This window comes from Spongiactinospora gelatinilytica, assembly GCF_003236385.1.
In the GTDB taxonomy this organism is placed as follows: Bacteria; Actinomycetota; Actinomycetes; order Streptosporangiales; family Streptosporangiaceae; genus Spongiactinospora; species Spongiactinospora gelatinilytica.
Map to the genome: position 1 here is coordinate 23,807 of NZ_POUA01000026.1, position 14,373 is coordinate 38,179.

The 14,373-nt window shown below is 71.8% G+C and carries 12 protein-coding genes; 6 read left to right on the forward strand and 6 right to left on the reverse strand.

The features are described from left to right. Nucleotides 1–21: 21 nt before the first annotated feature. Entirely contained in the window at nucleotides 22–3,690 is a 3,669-nt protein-coding gene (gene smc / locus C1I98_RS05755; RefSeq protein ID WP_111166038.1) for a chromosome segregation protein SMC, read from the forward strand. Between the two features lie 340 nt (nucleotides 3,691–4,030). Continuing rightward, entirely contained in the window at nucleotides 4,031–5,209 is a 1,179-nt protein-coding gene (gene ftsY / locus C1I98_RS05760) for a signal recognition particle-docking protein FtsY (RefSeq protein WP_233507211.1), read from the forward strand. Here the strand turns inward: ftsY and C1I98_RS05765 are convergent. Genes C1I98_RS05765 through C1I98_RS05775 form a run of 3 tightly spaced genes read right to left on the reverse strand, consistent with a single transcriptional unit; the run spans nucleotide 5,195 to nucleotide 8,125 of the window. Next, nucleotides 5,195–5,998 carry an ABC transporter ATP-binding protein gene (locus C1I98_RS05765; RefSeq protein WP_111166028.1) on the reverse strand — a complete coding sequence of 268 codons (804 nt, stop codon included), beginning with the start codon at nucleotides 5,996–5,998 and terminating at the stop codon, nucleotides 5,195–5,197. The two genes, ftsY and C1I98_RS05765, sit on opposite strands and share 15 nt — an antisense overlap. Further along, the gene (locus C1I98_RS05770) at nucleotides 5,995–7,053 is read right to left on the reverse strand and encodes a FecCD family ABC transporter permease (RefSeq protein ID WP_111166029.1); all 1,059 of its coding nucleotides are present in this window, start codon (nucleotides 7,051–7,053) and stop codon (nucleotides 5,995–5,997) included. The genes C1I98_RS05765 and C1I98_RS05770 overlap by 4 nt, the downstream gene beginning before the upstream one ends. A gap of 19 nt (nucleotides 7,054–7,072) precedes the next feature. Next, a complete protein-coding gene (locus C1I98_RS05775; protein ID WP_199536742.1) occupies nucleotides 7,073–8,125 on the reverse strand; it encodes a FecCD family ABC transporter permease in 1,053 nt (350 codons plus the stop codon). Between the two features lie 112 nt (nucleotides 8,126–8,237). Between C1I98_RS05775 and C1I98_RS05780 the strand changes: the two genes are divergently transcribed. Next, the gene (locus C1I98_RS05780; protein ID WP_111166030.1) at nucleotides 8,238–9,260 is read left to right on the forward strand and encodes an ABC transporter substrate-binding protein; all 1,023 of its coding nucleotides are present in this window, start codon (nucleotides 8,238–8,240) and stop codon (nucleotides 9,258–9,260) included. Here C1I98_RS05780 and C1I98_RS05785 read toward each other — a convergent pair. Then, a complete protein-coding gene (locus C1I98_RS05785) occupies nucleotides 9,250–10,323 on the reverse strand; it encodes a PLP-dependent cysteine synthase family protein (RefSeq protein ID WP_111166040.1) in 1,074 nt (357 codons plus the stop codon). The two genes, C1I98_RS05780 and C1I98_RS05785, sit on opposite strands and share 11 nt — an antisense overlap. 275 nt (nucleotides 10,324–10,598) lie before the next feature. On the opposite strand from C1I98_RS05785, the gene C1I98_RS05790 reads away from it, so the two are divergent. Further along, nucleotides 10,599–11,186 (forward strand): sigma-70 family RNA polymerase sigma factor, encoded by a 588-nt coding sequence (locus C1I98_RS05790; RefSeq protein WP_111166031.1) that lies wholly within the window; start codon nucleotides 10,599–10,601, stop codon nucleotides 11,184–11,186. 93 nt (nucleotides 11,187–11,279) lie between these two features. Here the strand turns inward: C1I98_RS05790 and C1I98_RS05795 are convergent, their stop codons facing one another. Both C1I98_RS05795 and C1I98_RS05800 read right to left on the reverse strand, forming a co-directional pair. Then, entirely contained in the window at nucleotides 11,280–12,230 is a 951-nt protein-coding gene (locus C1I98_RS05795; protein WP_111166032.1) for a sensor histidine kinase, read from the reverse strand. A gap of 52 nt (nucleotides 12,231–12,282) precedes the next feature. Then, entirely contained in the window at nucleotides 12,283–13,119 is an 837-nt protein-coding gene (locus C1I98_RS05800; RefSeq protein ID WP_111166033.1) for an EamA family transporter, read from the reverse strand. Nucleotides 13,120–13,214: 95 nt separating this feature from the next. On the opposite strand from C1I98_RS05800, the gene C1I98_RS05805 reads away from it, so the two are divergent. Continuing rightward, nucleotides 13,215–13,796, forward strand: coding sequence for a helix-turn-helix domain-containing protein (locus C1I98_RS05805; protein ID WP_111166034.1), 582 nt, complete (start codon nucleotides 13,215–13,217; stop codon nucleotides 13,794–13,796). 114 nt (nucleotides 13,797–13,910) lie between these two features. Beyond that, nucleotides 13,911–14,216, forward strand: coding sequence for a hypothetical protein (locus tag C1I98_RS05810; protein ID WP_111166035.1), 306 nt, complete (start codon nucleotides 13,911–13,913; stop codon nucleotides 14,214–14,216). The last annotated feature ends 157 nt before the right edge of the window (nucleotides 14,217–14,373 follow it).

Genomic DNA, 14,373 nt, shown 5'->3' on the forward strand with positions numbered 1-14,373 from the left:
AAGGGAGGGATGACCGGATCCGTGTATCTGAAGACCCTCACCCTCCGCGGTTTCAAATCCTTCGCCTCGGCCACCGCCCTGCGGTTCGAGCCCGGCATCACCTGCGTGGTGGGCCCCAACGGCTCCGGCAAGTCCAACGTGGTCGACGCGCTGGCCTGGGTGATGGGCGAGCACAGCGCCAAGTCGCTGCGCGGCGGCAAGATGGAGGACGTCATCTTCGCCGGCACCTCCTCACGCGCCCCTCTCGGCCGTGCCGAGGTCACGCTGACCATCGACAACAGCGACGGCGCGCTGCCGATCGACTACACCGAGGTCACCATCAGCCGGCTGATGTTCAGGTCCGGCCAGAGCGAGTACGCCATCAACGGCGACACCTGCCGCCTCCTCGACATCCAGGAGCTGCTCTCCGACTCCGGCATCGGCCGCGAGATGCACGTCATCGTCGGGCAGGGGCAGCTCGACGCGGTGCTGCACGCCGGTCCTGAGGACCGCAGGGCCTTCATCGAGGAGGCCGCGGGCGTGCTCAAGCACCGCAAGCGCAAGGAGAAGGCACTGCGCAAACTGGACGCGATGCAGGCCAACCTGACCCGCGTCCAAGACCTCGCCACCGAGCTGCGCCGCCAGCTCAAGCCGCTCGGCCGGCAGGCGGAGATCGCCAGGAAGGCCGCGGTCATCCAGGCCGACCTGCGGGACGCCCGGCTGCGGCTGCTGGCCGACGACGTGCTGACGTTGCGCGAGATCCTGCGCAGGGAGGCGGCCGACGAGGCCGCGGTGCAGTCCAGGCGCGCGCAGGTGGAGACCGAGCTCGCCCAGGCCCAGCTCCAGGAGAACGAGCTGGAGGCCGCCGAGCAGTCCGCGCAGCCGCGCCTGCGGGCCGCCCAGGAGACCTTCTTCGCGCTGTCCTCGCTGAAGGACCGGCTGCGCGGCCTTTCCGGGCTGGCCGCCGAACGGCACAGGAACGCCGCCGACGCCGCCTCGATCGACCGCAGGGGCCGCGACCCGGAAGACTACGAGCGCGAGGCGGCCGAGGTACGCGCCCAGGAGCAGGAGCTGGCCGAGGAGCTGGAGACCGCCCAGGAGGCCCTTGAGGCCGCGGTGGCGCGCCGGCAGGCCGCGGAGGGCGCGCTGGCCACCGAGGAGCGCAGGCTCGCCGCAGCGGCCCGCGCGGCGGCCGACCGGCGCGAGGCGCTGGCCAGGCTGCGCGGGCAGGTCGGCGCGGTGCGCAGCAGGGTCGCGGCGGCGCACGACGAGATCGGACGACTGACCCAAGGGCTCGCCGAGGCCGAGGAACGCGCCGCGCTCGCCCAGGCCGGCCACGACGCGGAGGAGAGCGGCCGGCCCGCCGCCGATCCCCGGCTCGTCGAGGAGATCGAGATCGCCGTCGCCGGGGTGGAGGCCGCCAGGGAGGCCGTCGAGGCCGCCGAGGAGGGCGTGGCGACGGCCAGGCGCGGCCTTGAGGGCCCGCGCGGGGCGCTGGCCGAGGCCCGGTCGGCGGTCGCCGCGGCGCGTGGCACAGACCAGGAGGCGCAGCGCGCCATCGCCGCGCTTCAGGCCCGCCGCGATGCCCTTGAGCTGGGCCTTTCCCAGGCGGCCGACGGCGCGGGCGCGCTGCTCTCCGCCGGTCTGCCCGGCGTGCTCGGCCCGCTGGCCGCGGTCATGACCGTACGGCAGGGCGCGGAGGCGGCCATCGCCGCGGCGCTCGGCCCGGCCGCCGACGCGGTGGCCCTGGCCTCCCTGCCGGAGGCGATCGACGCCCTGGCCTACCTGCGATCCGGCGACGGCGGCCGGTCCACGCTGGTCATCGCCGCCGAGGCGGCGGGCGGCGAGCGTCCCGAGGTGGCGGGGGAGTGGGCGCTGGACCTGGTCGGCGCCCCTGACACGCTGCACGGGGCGCTGGCGGGCCTGCTCGGCGACGTCGTCGTGGTACCGGACCTCCCGGCGGCCCAGGCGCTCGTACAGGTCCATCCTGGGCTGCGCGCGGTGACCCGCGACGGCGACCTGGTGGGCGCGCATCTCGCGACGGGCGGATCGGCGCAGGGCAGCTCGGCGCTCCAGGTGCGGGCCGTACTGGACGAGGCGGTGGCCGACCTCGCGCGTGCGGTCGCGACCGCCGAGACCACCGCGGACGACCTCGCGGCGGCGGCCGCCGCCGAGCGGGAGGCGCAGGGCGCGGTCGAGGCCGCCGAGGTCCGCGTGGCCGAGGCCCAGGCGGGCCTGACCGGTGCGCAGGGCGGGCTGAGCGCCGCGCAGGCGGCGCTGGACGCGGTCCGGGCCAGGCAGCGGGAGTCCGACCGGCTGGCCGCCGCGGCGGCCAGCAAGCTGGCCCAGCTCGCCGCCGCGGCCGAGGCGGCGCGCGCCGAGTGCGCCCGCCTGGCGGGCGGCGTACGCGCCGCGGAGGAGGCCCGCGACCGTGAGGCCGCGGGCCTGGCCGAGCTGGAGGAACGGCTGGCCGAGGCCGAGGCGGGAGAGGAACTGGAGGCCGAGCCGACCACCGAGATCCGCGACGAGCTGGCCGCCACCTGCGAGGTCGCCAGGCAGGCCGAGATGGAGACCCGCCTGACCGTGCGCACGGCCGAGGAGCGCGTCTCCGGGATTTCCGGCCGCGCCGACGCACTGCTGCACGCCGCCGAACGCGAACGCGCCGAACGCGCCTCCGCCGCCGCCGAACGCGCCCGCCGCAGGCGTCAGGCAGCGGTGGCGCGGTCCGTGGTGGAGGGCGCGGAACGCGCGCTGTCGGCGCTGGAGTCGTCCATCGCGCTGGCCGCGGCCGAGCGCGACGACGCCGAACAGGCCAGGGGGCAGATCGACGCCGAGCTGAAGGCGGTCCGGGTCCGGGTCAGGGAGCTGGGCGGCGAACTGGACAAACTGGTCAACCGGGCGCACGGCAGCGAGGTCGCCCGCACCGAGCAGCGGCTGCGGCTGGAGCGGATGCAGGAACGGTCGATGGAGGAGTTCGGCGTGGAGCCGGACGCGCTGGTCACGGAGTACGGCCCTGACGTACCGGTGCCCGCCGACCCCGAACCGGTCCCTTACGTGCGCGAGGAGCAGGAGAAGCGGGCAAAGATCGCCGAACGCCAGATGGCCCAGCTCGGGAAGGTCAACCCGCTGGCCCTGGAGGAGTTCGCCGCCCTGGAGGAACGCCACGCGTTCCTGACCTCGCAGCTCGAAGACCTCAAGAAGACCAGGCGCGACCTCATGCTCGTGGTCAAGGAAGTGGACGAACGGGTCGAACAGGTCTTCGCCGCCGCTTATGAGGACGTCGCCCGCGAGTTCGAGACGATCTTCTCCAGGGTCTTCCCCGGCGGCGAGGGCCGGCTGCTCCTCACCGACCCCGGCGACATGCTCACCACGGGCGTCGAGGTCGAGGCCCGGCCACCGGGCAAGAAGGTCAAGCGACTGTCCCTGCTGTCGGGCGGGGAACGCTCACTGACCGCGGTGGCCTTTCTGATCTCCATCTTCAAGGCGAGGCCGTCACCGTTCTACGTGATGGACGAGGTCGAGGCGGCCCTTGACGACACCAACACGCAACGCCTGCTGACGCTGTTCGAGGAATTGCGGCAAAGCTCACAACTCATCGTCATCACCCACCAAAAGCGGACGATGGAGATCGCCGACGCCCTCTACGGAGTCTCCATGCGCGGCGACGGCGTGACACAGGTCGTCAGCCAACGCCTGAGGGAGCGCGTTTGATTGCCCTCGCTCCGCTCGGGCGGGGCCCGGGCGCCTTCAAGGCCGCGCCCTCCGCTCCTCGCTCAGTCGCTCACTCGCTCGTCCCTCACTCCCTCACTCCCTCCCTCGTCGCTCCGGACACGACCGCGCCCGGTCCCGTGCGTGGTCGCGGTGGCTGCGACTCTTTGACGCTCGCTGCGCCCGCGCGGTCCCCCTGGCCACGAGCGCAGCGAGCGCCCATAGGGGCGCACTTACCGCAACCACGCACGGCCTTGAAGGCGCCCGGGTCCGCGCGAGCGTAGCGAGCGCCATGAGTACAGCGTGGCGCGCAGGGTGCCCCAAACATGCAAAACTGGCGGGCGTGGAAGGTTACCTCGGCATCATCGTGATCGTTGTCGTCGTCGCCCTGCTGGCGGCCGGCGGTCTCTTCCTGCTGTTCCGGCCCGGGGGCAAGGGTGTTCCCCCCGCGCCTCCGAAGCCGCCGGTGGAGGAGGAGCGCGAGGAGGAGGCGGTAAGGCCGCCCGCCGGGGAGGAGGCGGAAGGGGCCACCACCACGGTCCCGCCGCCCGCGCCCGTCGTGGTGCCGCCGCCGGTCAAGCCCGAGGTCGAGGTGCCCCCGCCGTCCGCCGGGCGGATGGTGCGGCTGCGCGCCCGGCTCGCGCGTTCTCAGAACGCGCTCGGCAAGGGTCTGCTGGAACTGCTGTCCCGGGACCGGCTCGACGACGACGCGTGGGACGAGATCGAGGACACCCTCATCACCGCCGACGTCGGCGTGAGCCCGGCGCGGGCGATGGTCGAGGAGCTGCGTACCAAGGTCAAGGTACTCGGCACCCGCACCCATGAAGAGGCCAGGGGCCTGCTACGGGAGCAGCTGCTCGCCCAGGTCGGCCCCGACATGGACCGCACCCTGCACACCGCGCCGCACGGCGAGCGCCCCGCCGTCGTCCTCGTCGTCGGCGTGAACGGCACCGGCAAGACCACCACCACGGGCAAGCTGGCCCGCGTGCTCATCGGCGACGGCAAGAAGGTCGTGCTCGCCGCCGCCGACACCTTCCGCGCCGCCGCCGCCGACCAGTTGCAGACCTGGGGCGAGCGGGTCGGCGCGGAGGTGGTCCGCGGTCCCGAGGGCGGCGACCCCGCCTCGGTGGCCTTCGACGCGACCGCCAAGGGCATCACCGACAAGGCCGACGTGGTGATCGTCGACACCGCCGGTCGCCTGCACACCAAGACCGGCCTGATGGACGAGCTGGGCAAGGTCAAGCGGGTCATCGAGAAGAAGGCCACGGTCGATGAGGTCCTGCTGGTGCTGGACGCCACCACCGGCCAGAACGGCATGCGCCAGGCCCAGGTGTTCGCCGAGGCCGTCGCGGTCACCGGCATCGCGCTGACGAAGCTCGACGGCACCGCCAAGGGCGGCATCGTCATCTCCGTGCAGCGTGAGCTGGGCGTGCCGGTCAAGCTGGTCGGACTCGGCGAGGGGGCCGACGACCTGGCGCCGTTCGACCCCGAGGTTTTCGTGGACGCCCTACTGGGCGACTGACGGCGCGCCGTGCCTGGTGCCGATCGGCACCACCAGCGGCGTACCGGCCACCGGGTCGGCGATGACCTTGGCGTCCAGCTCGAAGACCCGCAGCAGCATCTGCTCGGTGAGCACGTCGTGCGGCGCGCCCGCGGCGACGAGCCGGCCGTCGCGCATCGCGACCAGCCGGTCGGCGTAGCGGGCGGCCAGGTTGAGGTCGTGCAGCACCATGATGATGGTCCGCCGGGCGTCGCTGTGCAGGCGGCGGATCAGTTCGAGCACCTCGACCTGGTGGGCGAGGTCGAGAAACGTGGTCGGCTCGTCCAGGAGCAGCAGGTCGGTGCCCTGGGCCAGGGCCATGGAGATCCAGGCCCGCTGCCGCTGGCCGCCGGACAGCTCGTCCAGCGGGCGTTCCGCGAGGTCCAGCAGGCCGGTCATGGACAGCGCCTTCTGGATGGCGGCCTCGTCGTCCGACGACCACTGACGGTACCAGCTCTGGTGCGGATGGCGTCCCCTGGCCACGAGGTCGGCGACGGTCAGCCCCTCGGGCGCGGTCGGGGCCTGCGGGAGCACCCCCAGGACCTTGGCGACCTCCTTGCTCGGGATCTTGTCGATCCGCTTGCCGTCCAGCAGCACCTCGCCGCCCGCGGGCCGCAGCAGCCGGCCGAGGGCGCGCAGCAGGGTGGACTTGCCGCAGCCGTTGGGCCCGATGATCGCGGTGATGGTGCCCGGTTCGACGCCGAGGTCGAGCCCGTCCACGACGATCCGCTCGCCGTACCCGAGCCGTACGTCCACGGCCTGAAGTCTCATGTGCGTGCCTCCCGGCGTGCGCGGATGAGCAGGTAGACGAGGTAGGGGGCGCCGAGGACCGCGGTGACGACGCCGACGGGGAGTTCGACGGGGGAGAAGACGGTCCTGGCGACGAGGTCGGCGCCTGTGGTCAGTACGCCGCCGGCGACGGCGGAGATCACCAGCGGCGGGTGGGCGACCCCGGCGAGGCGCAGCGCGATCTGCGGGGCGGCGAGCGCGACGAACGAGATCGGTCCCGCGGAGGCGGTGGCGACGGCGGCGAGCAGCACCGCGGCGAGGATCATCAGGCTTCTGGCCAGGTTCGTCCGCACGCCGAGACCGGTCACGGTGTCGTCGCCGAACCGCAGCGCCGCCAGTGACCGCCCGCCGAACAGCGCGGCGGGGAGCAGGACGGCCAGCGCCAGCCCCACCGGCGCGACGTGCTCCCAGCCGCGCCCGTGCAGCGAGCCGCTGATCCAGGTCATGGCCCGGGTGCTGTCGTTGACGTCGCCGATGGTCAGCAGCCAGTACTTCACGTTGGTGAACACGGCCGACACGCCGATGCCGACCAGCACAAGGCGGTAGCCGTCCAGCCCGCGGCGCCAGGCCAGCAGGTAGACGGCGAGCCCGCCGAGCAGGCCGCCGCCCAGGGCCATGACGGGGACGCCCGCGCCGGCCAGCGCGCCGCTCGTCCCGCCGTACATCGTGCCGGTGGCCACCATGACGGCGACCACGGTGACGCTCGCGCCGGTGGTCACGCCGAGGATGTCGGGGCTGGCCAGCGGGTTGCGCGCGATGGCCTGGGTGATCGCGCCCGCCATGCCGAGGGCCACGCCGACCAGCGCGCCGGTCAGGGCGCGGGGCAGCCGCAGCTCCATGATCACGAGGTTGGCAGGGCCGTCCCCGGTGACTCCGCCGATCACTTCGGCGAGGCTCATCTCCAGGTCGCCTATGCGCATGTTCAGGGCCATGAGCAAGGCCAGGGCGGCGAGGCCGAGGACGGTAACGAGTACGGCTCGCGGGCGAAGCCGCCAGGAGGCGCCGCCCAGCCGTACGGCCCGCACCAGCGTGGTCATGAGCCCATCACCGCCGGGATCACAGCCGGACCGGCTTCCTGCGACGGACCAGCGCGACGAAGAACGGCGCGCCGACGAGCGCGAGCACCACGCCGACCTCCAGTTCCCCCGGCCAGGCCAGCACGCGCCCGAGCACGTCGCCCGCCAGCAGCAGGGCCGCGCCGATCAGCCCCGCGTAGGGCAGCAGCCAGCGGTGGTCGGGACCGGACAGCGGCCTGGCCAGGTGCGGGACCACGAGCCCGACGAACGCGACGGCCCCGCAGGCGGCCACCGCCGCCCCGGTCAGCAGCGTGATGGCGGCGATGCCGACGGCGCGGGTGCGGGCGACGTTCTGGCCGAGGCCGCGCGCGACGTCCTCGCCCAGGGACAGCGCGTTGAGGCCGGGCGCGTTGGCCAGGGCGAGGATCAGCCCGGCCGCGACGAACGGCAGCACCTGCCAGACGATCGAGGAGCCCCGCCCGGCGATGGACCCGGCCTGCCAGAACCGGAAGGTGTCCATGGCCCGCTCGTCCAGCAGCACGATCGTGGAGGTGAGCGCGTAGAGGAAGGCGCTGACGGCGGCCCCGGCCAGGGCGAGCGTGACCGGCGTGGGGCCGCCGCGCCCGCCGGCCATGCCGAGCGCGAACACCCCGACGCTGGCGATGAGCGCCCCGGCCAGCCCGAACCAGATGTAGACGTACAGGCTGGACATGCCGAACACGATGATGGCCAGCACCATGGCGAACGCCGCGCCCTGGGTGACGCCGAGCAGGCCCGGGTCGGCGAGCGGGTTGCGGGTGTGACCCTGCATGAGCGCGCCCGCGACGCCCAGCGCGATCCCGGCGATGATGCCGAGCGCGGTCCTGGGCACCCGCAGGGTGCGGATGATGATGTCGTGTTCCGTGCCGGTGGGGGCGGTGAGCGCCTGCCAGGTGTCGCCCAGCGGCACGGACTTGGCCCCGATGGTGACGCTCAGCAGCACGGCGGCGGCCAGCGCGGCCAGCAGCGCGCCGAGGACGAGCGTGCGGCGCCGGTGTATCGCGTGGAGCGGGGTGGCCGGTCGCGCGCGGGACGGCGGCGCGGTGGTGCTCACCCATGCTCCTCTCCGTACTGTGACGACCCCATGGAGTATGCCAGTCAAGGTAAGGCTAATCTCAATGAGGTTAGCCTTACCTTGGTTTTATGTTCTACGGAGGAAACAGCCGATGAGAGTGTCGCGCGCCCTGCTCGCGTGCCTGGCCGGGGCGGTGTTCGCCACCGGCCTGTCGGCATGCGGATCGAGCACCCCGCAGGCGGCGCAGCCGGCGTCCACCACCCCGTCCACCACCACCGATTCCCCGGCGTCCCCGGCCTCCTCCTACCCCCGCACGATCAAGCACGCCATGGGCGAGACGGTCATTCCGGCCCAGCCGAAACGCGTGGTGGCGCTGGACCAGAGCTTCGTCGACGCCGTGCTGAGCCTGGAGACCGAGGTCGTCGGCTTCACCACCTACCGGGCGATCGACGAGAAGCTGCCCGACTACCTCGGCACCGCGCTGCAGAAGCACGGCTCGGCGGCCAAGGCGGTGGGCACCCTGGAGGCCCCGAGCCTGGAGCAGGTCATCGCCCTCAAGCCGGACCTGATCGTCTCGGCGAAGGTTCGTCACGAGGCGCTCTACGACAAGCTCTCGAAGATCGCGCCCACCGTGTTCAGCGAGACCACCGGCGCCATCTGGAAGGACAACCTGCGGCTGATGGGCCAGGCCCTCGGCAAGGAGGACGTGGCCGACGCCAAGATCGAGCAGTACGAGGAGCGGGCCGCCGCGATCGGCGAGGCGATCGGTGAGAAGAACGGCGGGAAGCTGCCGATGGTCTCCGTCGTGCGGTTCGCCGGGGAGCCGACCGTCCGGCTTTACGTGGAGAAGTCCTACTCCGGCGTCGTGCTGAAGGACGTCGGCCTCCCGCGCCCCGCCGACCAGCCCACCAGCGACCAGATCGCGGTGAACATCAGCCAGGAGAACATCGCCCAGCTCGACGCCGACCACATCTTCGTGGCGGTCTACCCCGACCCGGCCGTCGACGAGATCAAGCAGAAGTTCGAGGGCAACCCGCTGTGGGGCCGGCTCAAGGGCAAGAAGCACGAGGTCTCCGACCTGACCTGGATGAGCGCGGTGGGCCTGCTGGGCGCCGGCGCGATGCTGGACGACCTGGCCACCACCTTCGGAGTGGACCCGGCCACTACCGGCTGAGGAACTCCCGCAGATCGGCGAGATGGGGAGCGATGTCGATGCCGCGGTCGGCGAGCCAGGCGTCGCTGTCGTAGGAGGCGCGGTACCGCTCGCCTCCGTCGCAGATCAGCGTCACCACGCTGCCCCGCTCGCCGGTCCGCCGCATCTCGGTGAGGACCTGCACGGCCGCCGCCACGTTGGTGCCGGTGGAGCCGCCGACGTTCAGGCCGGTCACCTCGCGGACCCACCGCATCGCCGCGATGGACAGCGCGTCCGGCACGCGGATCATGCGGTCGATCACCGACGGCAGGAACGACGGCTCCACCCGCGGGCGGCCGATGCCCTCGATGCGCGAGCCCGGGGCGGTCGCCGAGAAGTCGCCGCCGGTCCAGGCCGGATAGAACGCCGACCCCTCAGGGTCCACCACGGCCAGGCGGGTCGCGTGGCGGCGGTAGCGGATGTAGCGGCCGATGGTGGCGGACGTGCCGCCGGTACCCGCGCCGACCACGATCCAGGTGGGTTCGGGATAGGGCTCCAGTTCCATCTGCTGGAAGATGGACTCGGCGATGTTGTTGTTGCCCCGCCAGTCGGTGGCCCGCTCGGCGTAGGTGAACTGGTCCATGAAGTGCCCGCCCGACTCGGCGGCCAGCCGGTGCGACTCCGCGTAGATCGCCGACGGGTCCTCGACCAGATGGCACTTGCCGCCGTAGAACTCGATCAGGGCGATCTTCTCCGGCGACGTCGATTCCGGCATGACCGCGACGAACGACAGGCCGAGCAGGCGGGCGAAGTACGCCTCGCTGACGGCGGTGGACCCGCTGGAGGCCTCCACGATCGTGGTCTCCGGGCCGATCCAGCCGTTGGCCACGCCGTACAGGAACAACGAGCGGGCGAGTCGATGTTTGAGTGAACCTGTTGGGTGCACCGACTCGTCTTTCAGGTAGAGGTTTACGTCCCAGCGTGCGGGCAGCGGAAAGACGTGGAGGTGGGTATCACAACTTCTATGAGCGTCGGCTTCGACCTGGCGGATGGCTTCGGCCGCCCAGCGGCGCGCCGCGGGGTCATGACGATCGACTTGCTGCATGACGACCACGGTAGCCATAGACCATTCGGTGTGATGCCTGCCACACTTTGCATCGAATCGAGTAAACAGTGTTATCCTAATGAGACTTGCCTGGCCCTTGGTGTGAGTACGTCCGCCGCATGCCCGGGTAACGCTAGACCCCCTGAGCAGGAAAGACTCTTAACGAAACCATTACGGCCTGCCTGGGACGATGACGTGGCCGCCGAAGAAGCGGATGGGCGCGTCATGCCTATCGCTGTGTGGTTACGGGGGGAAGAGTACGAGGGGGATACGACATGATCTCTATGACCGAAGAGCAGCGCCAGGCGTGGTTCGAACGCGACGTCGTGCCCGTCACCGCGCAACTTTACGCATCCGCGATGCGCCTGACCCGCAACTCGGCAGACGCCGAGGACCTCGTGCAGGAGACCGTGGCGAAGGCCTACACCTCGTACCACCAGTTCCGCGAGGGCACCAACCTCAAGGCCTGGCTGCATCGCATCCTGACCAACAACTTCATCAACGACTACCGCAAGAAGCAGCGCTCGCCCAAGCTGTCGGCGACGGAGGACATCGAGGACTGGCAGCTCGCCGCCGCCGAGTCCCACATGTCGACGGGGCTCCGTTCCGCCGAGTCCGAGGCGCTCGACGCGCTGCCCGACAACGTCGTGATGAACGCCCTGCGGTCGCTCCCTGACGAGTTCCGGGAGGCCGTCTACCTGGCCGATGTCGAGGGATTCGCCTACAAGGAGATCGCCGAGCGGATGGGCACGCCCATCGGCACGGTGATGTCCCGCCTGCACCGCGGCCGGCGGCAGCTCCGCGGCATGCTCGAGGGCTACGCCCGCGAGGTCGGCGCGCTGCGCGTCCCGGTAGCCGTGTAGACCCCGGCCTCAGCCCTCGCCCGCCTCACCTGCCCCGGGTCCGGTGCGTCCGCTCCCAGGTCAGAACGGCCCTGACGCCTGCCCCGGCGGAGGTCAGGGGAGGATCATGTGCAGGCGGACCCGCAGTACTCCCGCGGTGTGGCGGGTCTCGACGAGGTCGCAGAGCTGGCGGCTGATCCACAGGCCGTAGCCGCGCGGCGACTCAGGGCGGGGCGGGAGGAATCCGGGAAGCGGCAGGTCCAGGCGTCCTCCGGGGTCGGCGATCTCGCAGATGAGTTCGCTGCCCGCCGTCCAGATGGCGACCGAGCCCGAGCCACCGCCGTGCTCCACGGTGTTGGCGGCGATCTCCGACATGCTGAGCACCAGGGAGCCGACCGTGTCCCGGTCCAGGCCCGCGCCCTCGCCCGCCGCCGCGACGACCTGCCGTACCCGGCCCAGGTCGCGCGGCGTGAAGGCGACGACGACGCGGGAGGGCGGCGGGTCGGGGAAGGGCAGCTCGTCGCCGCTGAGCAGGAAGTGCTGCGGCGGGACGTAGCCGCGGCTGAGGTCGAGACCGTTGCCGTTCAGGGTCCAGGGGTGGGCGCGCATGGCGTCCTCCAGGACCTGCGGCGGTGTCGCCCGCTCGTCGTACAGGCACAGCGCCACGATCGGCGCGTCCGCGAAGGCCAGGTTGATGGCCGCCTCGTACCTGATCCACTCCCGGATGTCGCGCTCCTTGCGTCCCAGCCAGACCGGCTCGCCGACCAGCAGCGTCTGGCGTTTGGCCCACGGCTCGGCGTACTCGTGGTAGGCGGTCAGAGTGCGGGCCGGGTGGGTGTACCAGGTGGTCTTGAGCCGCCGGTCGACCCGGGCCGCGTCCTCGCCCAGCATCTCGGCGAGCAGGTCCAGCATGGGCTGCCCGGTCACCACGAGGATGTCGTGGCCTTCCCGCAACGCCTCGCCGACCAGCGGGAGGACCAGGCGCAGGTAGCTCTCATCGGAGCCGTACGGCACAGCGATGTGCGCGAACGACCCCGACCTGAAAAGTGCGCGCTCGGGCTGCACGGTGATGAACGTAACAAGCCTCCGCCGATGCTGACAATGTCAGCGGCCCGGGCTAGCCGGTGGCGATCAGCGCGACCGCGGCGAGCGCCATGACCACCCCGCCCATCTGGAGCCGGCGCAGGCGCTCCCGCAGCACGAACCTGGCCAGCAGGATCGTCGTCGCCGGATACAGCGACACCAGCACGGCCACCAGGCTGAGCAGCCCGCGCTGGGCGGCCAGCAGGTAGAGCATGTTGGCGAGCATGTCCAGCACGCCGGAGACCGCGATGATGGGCAGCGCGCCCGGCCCCGGCCGCACCGTGCGCCGGGTGATCAGGGCGAGCACCACGACCAGCGCGATCGACACGGTTCTTGCCCCGGCCAGCGGCCACAGCCCGGCGTCGTGGGGAGCCTGGGCGACCAGGATGAAGAAGCCGCCGAACCCCGCGCCCGCGGCCAGCGCGGACAGCAGTGGTCCCGTCGGAGCGGAGGCCGCCGCGCCTTTCGGCGCACGGCTCACCAGCAGTACGGCGGCCAGCGCGAGCACGACCCCGGCGAGGGCCGTCAACGCGGGACGCTCGCCGGACACCAGCCCGAACAGCACCGGCACGGCGGCCGACGTGGTCGCCGTGGTGGGCGCGACGACCGACATGGTGCCCGCGGCCAGGGCGCGGTAGAACAGCAGCAGGCCGGTCGTTCCCGACACGCCGGCGACCATGCCCCACAGCAGCGCCTCCACGGAGGGCGAGCCGGGCATCGCGGACAGCACCGCCGCCACGAAGACCAGCCCGGAGAACTGCGAGAGGACGACGACGGCCAGCAGACGGGAACGCCTGGTGGCCAGCCCGCCGAAGAAGTCGGCGGTGCCGTACACCAGCGCGCACGCGGTGGCGAGGACGACTGCGGTCAAGGAGTGCTCCGGTTCACTGAGTTGTACCAGTAGTACAACGAAGTACACCAGAGTGGTGCAACCAACTGCAAATCAGGTTCACTACAATGCACTGTATGTCGAACGACAACGGGGCTCTCGCCGCGGCCATCGCGAACAACGTGCGGGCGCAGCGCGCGCACCGCCGGATGACCCTGGACGAGCTGGCGGCCAGGTCCGGGGTGAGCCGGGGCATGCTGGTGCAGGTCGAGCAGGCCCGGACCAACCCCAGTGTGACCACGCTGGCCCGCATCGGCGACGCCCTCGGCGTCACCGTGGCCCGGCTCGTGGAGGTCGCCGACACCCCGGTGGTCCGGGTGGTCGGGAGTGCGGGGGTGGTCACGTTCCAGCACGGCCAGGGATCGGCCCGGCTGCTGGTCGGTACCGACGCCCCGGCGATCCTGGAGCTGTGGGACTGGCGGCTCGCCCCGGGGGAGTACCACGACGGCGACGCGCACCCGGCGGGCACCCGCGAGATGATCACGGTGATCGAGGGCGAGCTGACCCTGACCGTGCTCGGCCAGGACTACCACGTCCGCACCGACGAAGCCGCCCTGTTCAGCGCCGACCGCCCGCACCGCTACGCCAACGGCGGCACCTCCACCTGCCGTTTCATCATGGTCGTCACCGAGCCCGCCGAGCTTCCCGACCGCCGTTAGCGGGGCGTCCCGCGCGTTCGATTACGATCGGGTAGCAACCGGGCCGGTGAGGCGAACTCGGGCCTTGATGGTGGGTACATCACTCTCTGTGCAACACGCGGGAGTTGGCCGCTGGTGACTGATGCCCAAGCGGCGATAGGCAAGCTCCGGGCCGAGCTGATCGGTCTGGGAGTCACCGACGCGTACGAGGTCTGCGATGACTCCACCCTCTCGGTGTGGATCGGGCTCGTGGTGAGCTTCCGCGACGGAAGCTACCGCTGGCGGGAGGGGCCGGTCCGGCACCACCACTCCGGCAGCGATCCGGTCGGATGTGCCGTCCGGGTGGCGCGTCGTTACGCCGAACTGCGGGCCGATGTCCCACCATGGTGGGAGGACCTGGCCAGAATTCTGCGGGGGGAGTCGGCCCAGGACTACCCATGACACCCCGCCGGGCTTTCGGCCGCCCCCCACCGCCGGCCCAGATCAACGAACAAGGGCGGCCCGGTGTTCTGGACCAAAAAGATGATTACGGCGCTGGTGGTCGCGTTGGTCGCGTTGGTCGGGGTGGCCGGGTGCGCGGGGGAGCGGCAGGGCAAGG

Excerpts from the sequence above, each read along its gene's own strand:
- C1I98_RS05765 (WP_111166028.1), bottom strand. The coding sequence starts at position 5,998 with ATGAGACTTCAGGCCGTGGACGTACGGCTCGGGTACGGCGAGCGGATC.
- C1I98_RS05770 (WP_111166029.1), bottom strand. The coding sequence starts at position 7,053 with ATGACCACGCTGGTGCGGGCCGTACGGCTGGGCGGCGCCTCCTGGCGG.
- C1I98_RS05780 (WP_111166030.1), top strand. The coding sequence starts at position 8,238 with ATGAGAGTGTCGCGCGCCCTGCTCGCGTGCCTGGCCGGGGCGGTGTTC.
- C1I98_RS05785 (WP_111166040.1), bottom strand. The coding sequence starts at position 10,323 with ATGCAGCAAGTCGATCGTCATGACCCCGCGGCGCGCCGCTGGGCGGCC.
- C1I98_RS05790 (WP_111166031.1), top strand. The coding sequence starts at position 10,599 with ATGATCTCTATGACCGAAGAGCAGCGCCAGGCGTGGTTCGAACGCGAC.
- C1I98_RS05805 (WP_111166034.1), top strand. The coding sequence starts at position 13,215 with ATGTCGAACGACAACGGGGCTCTCGCCGCGGCCATCGCGAACAACGTG.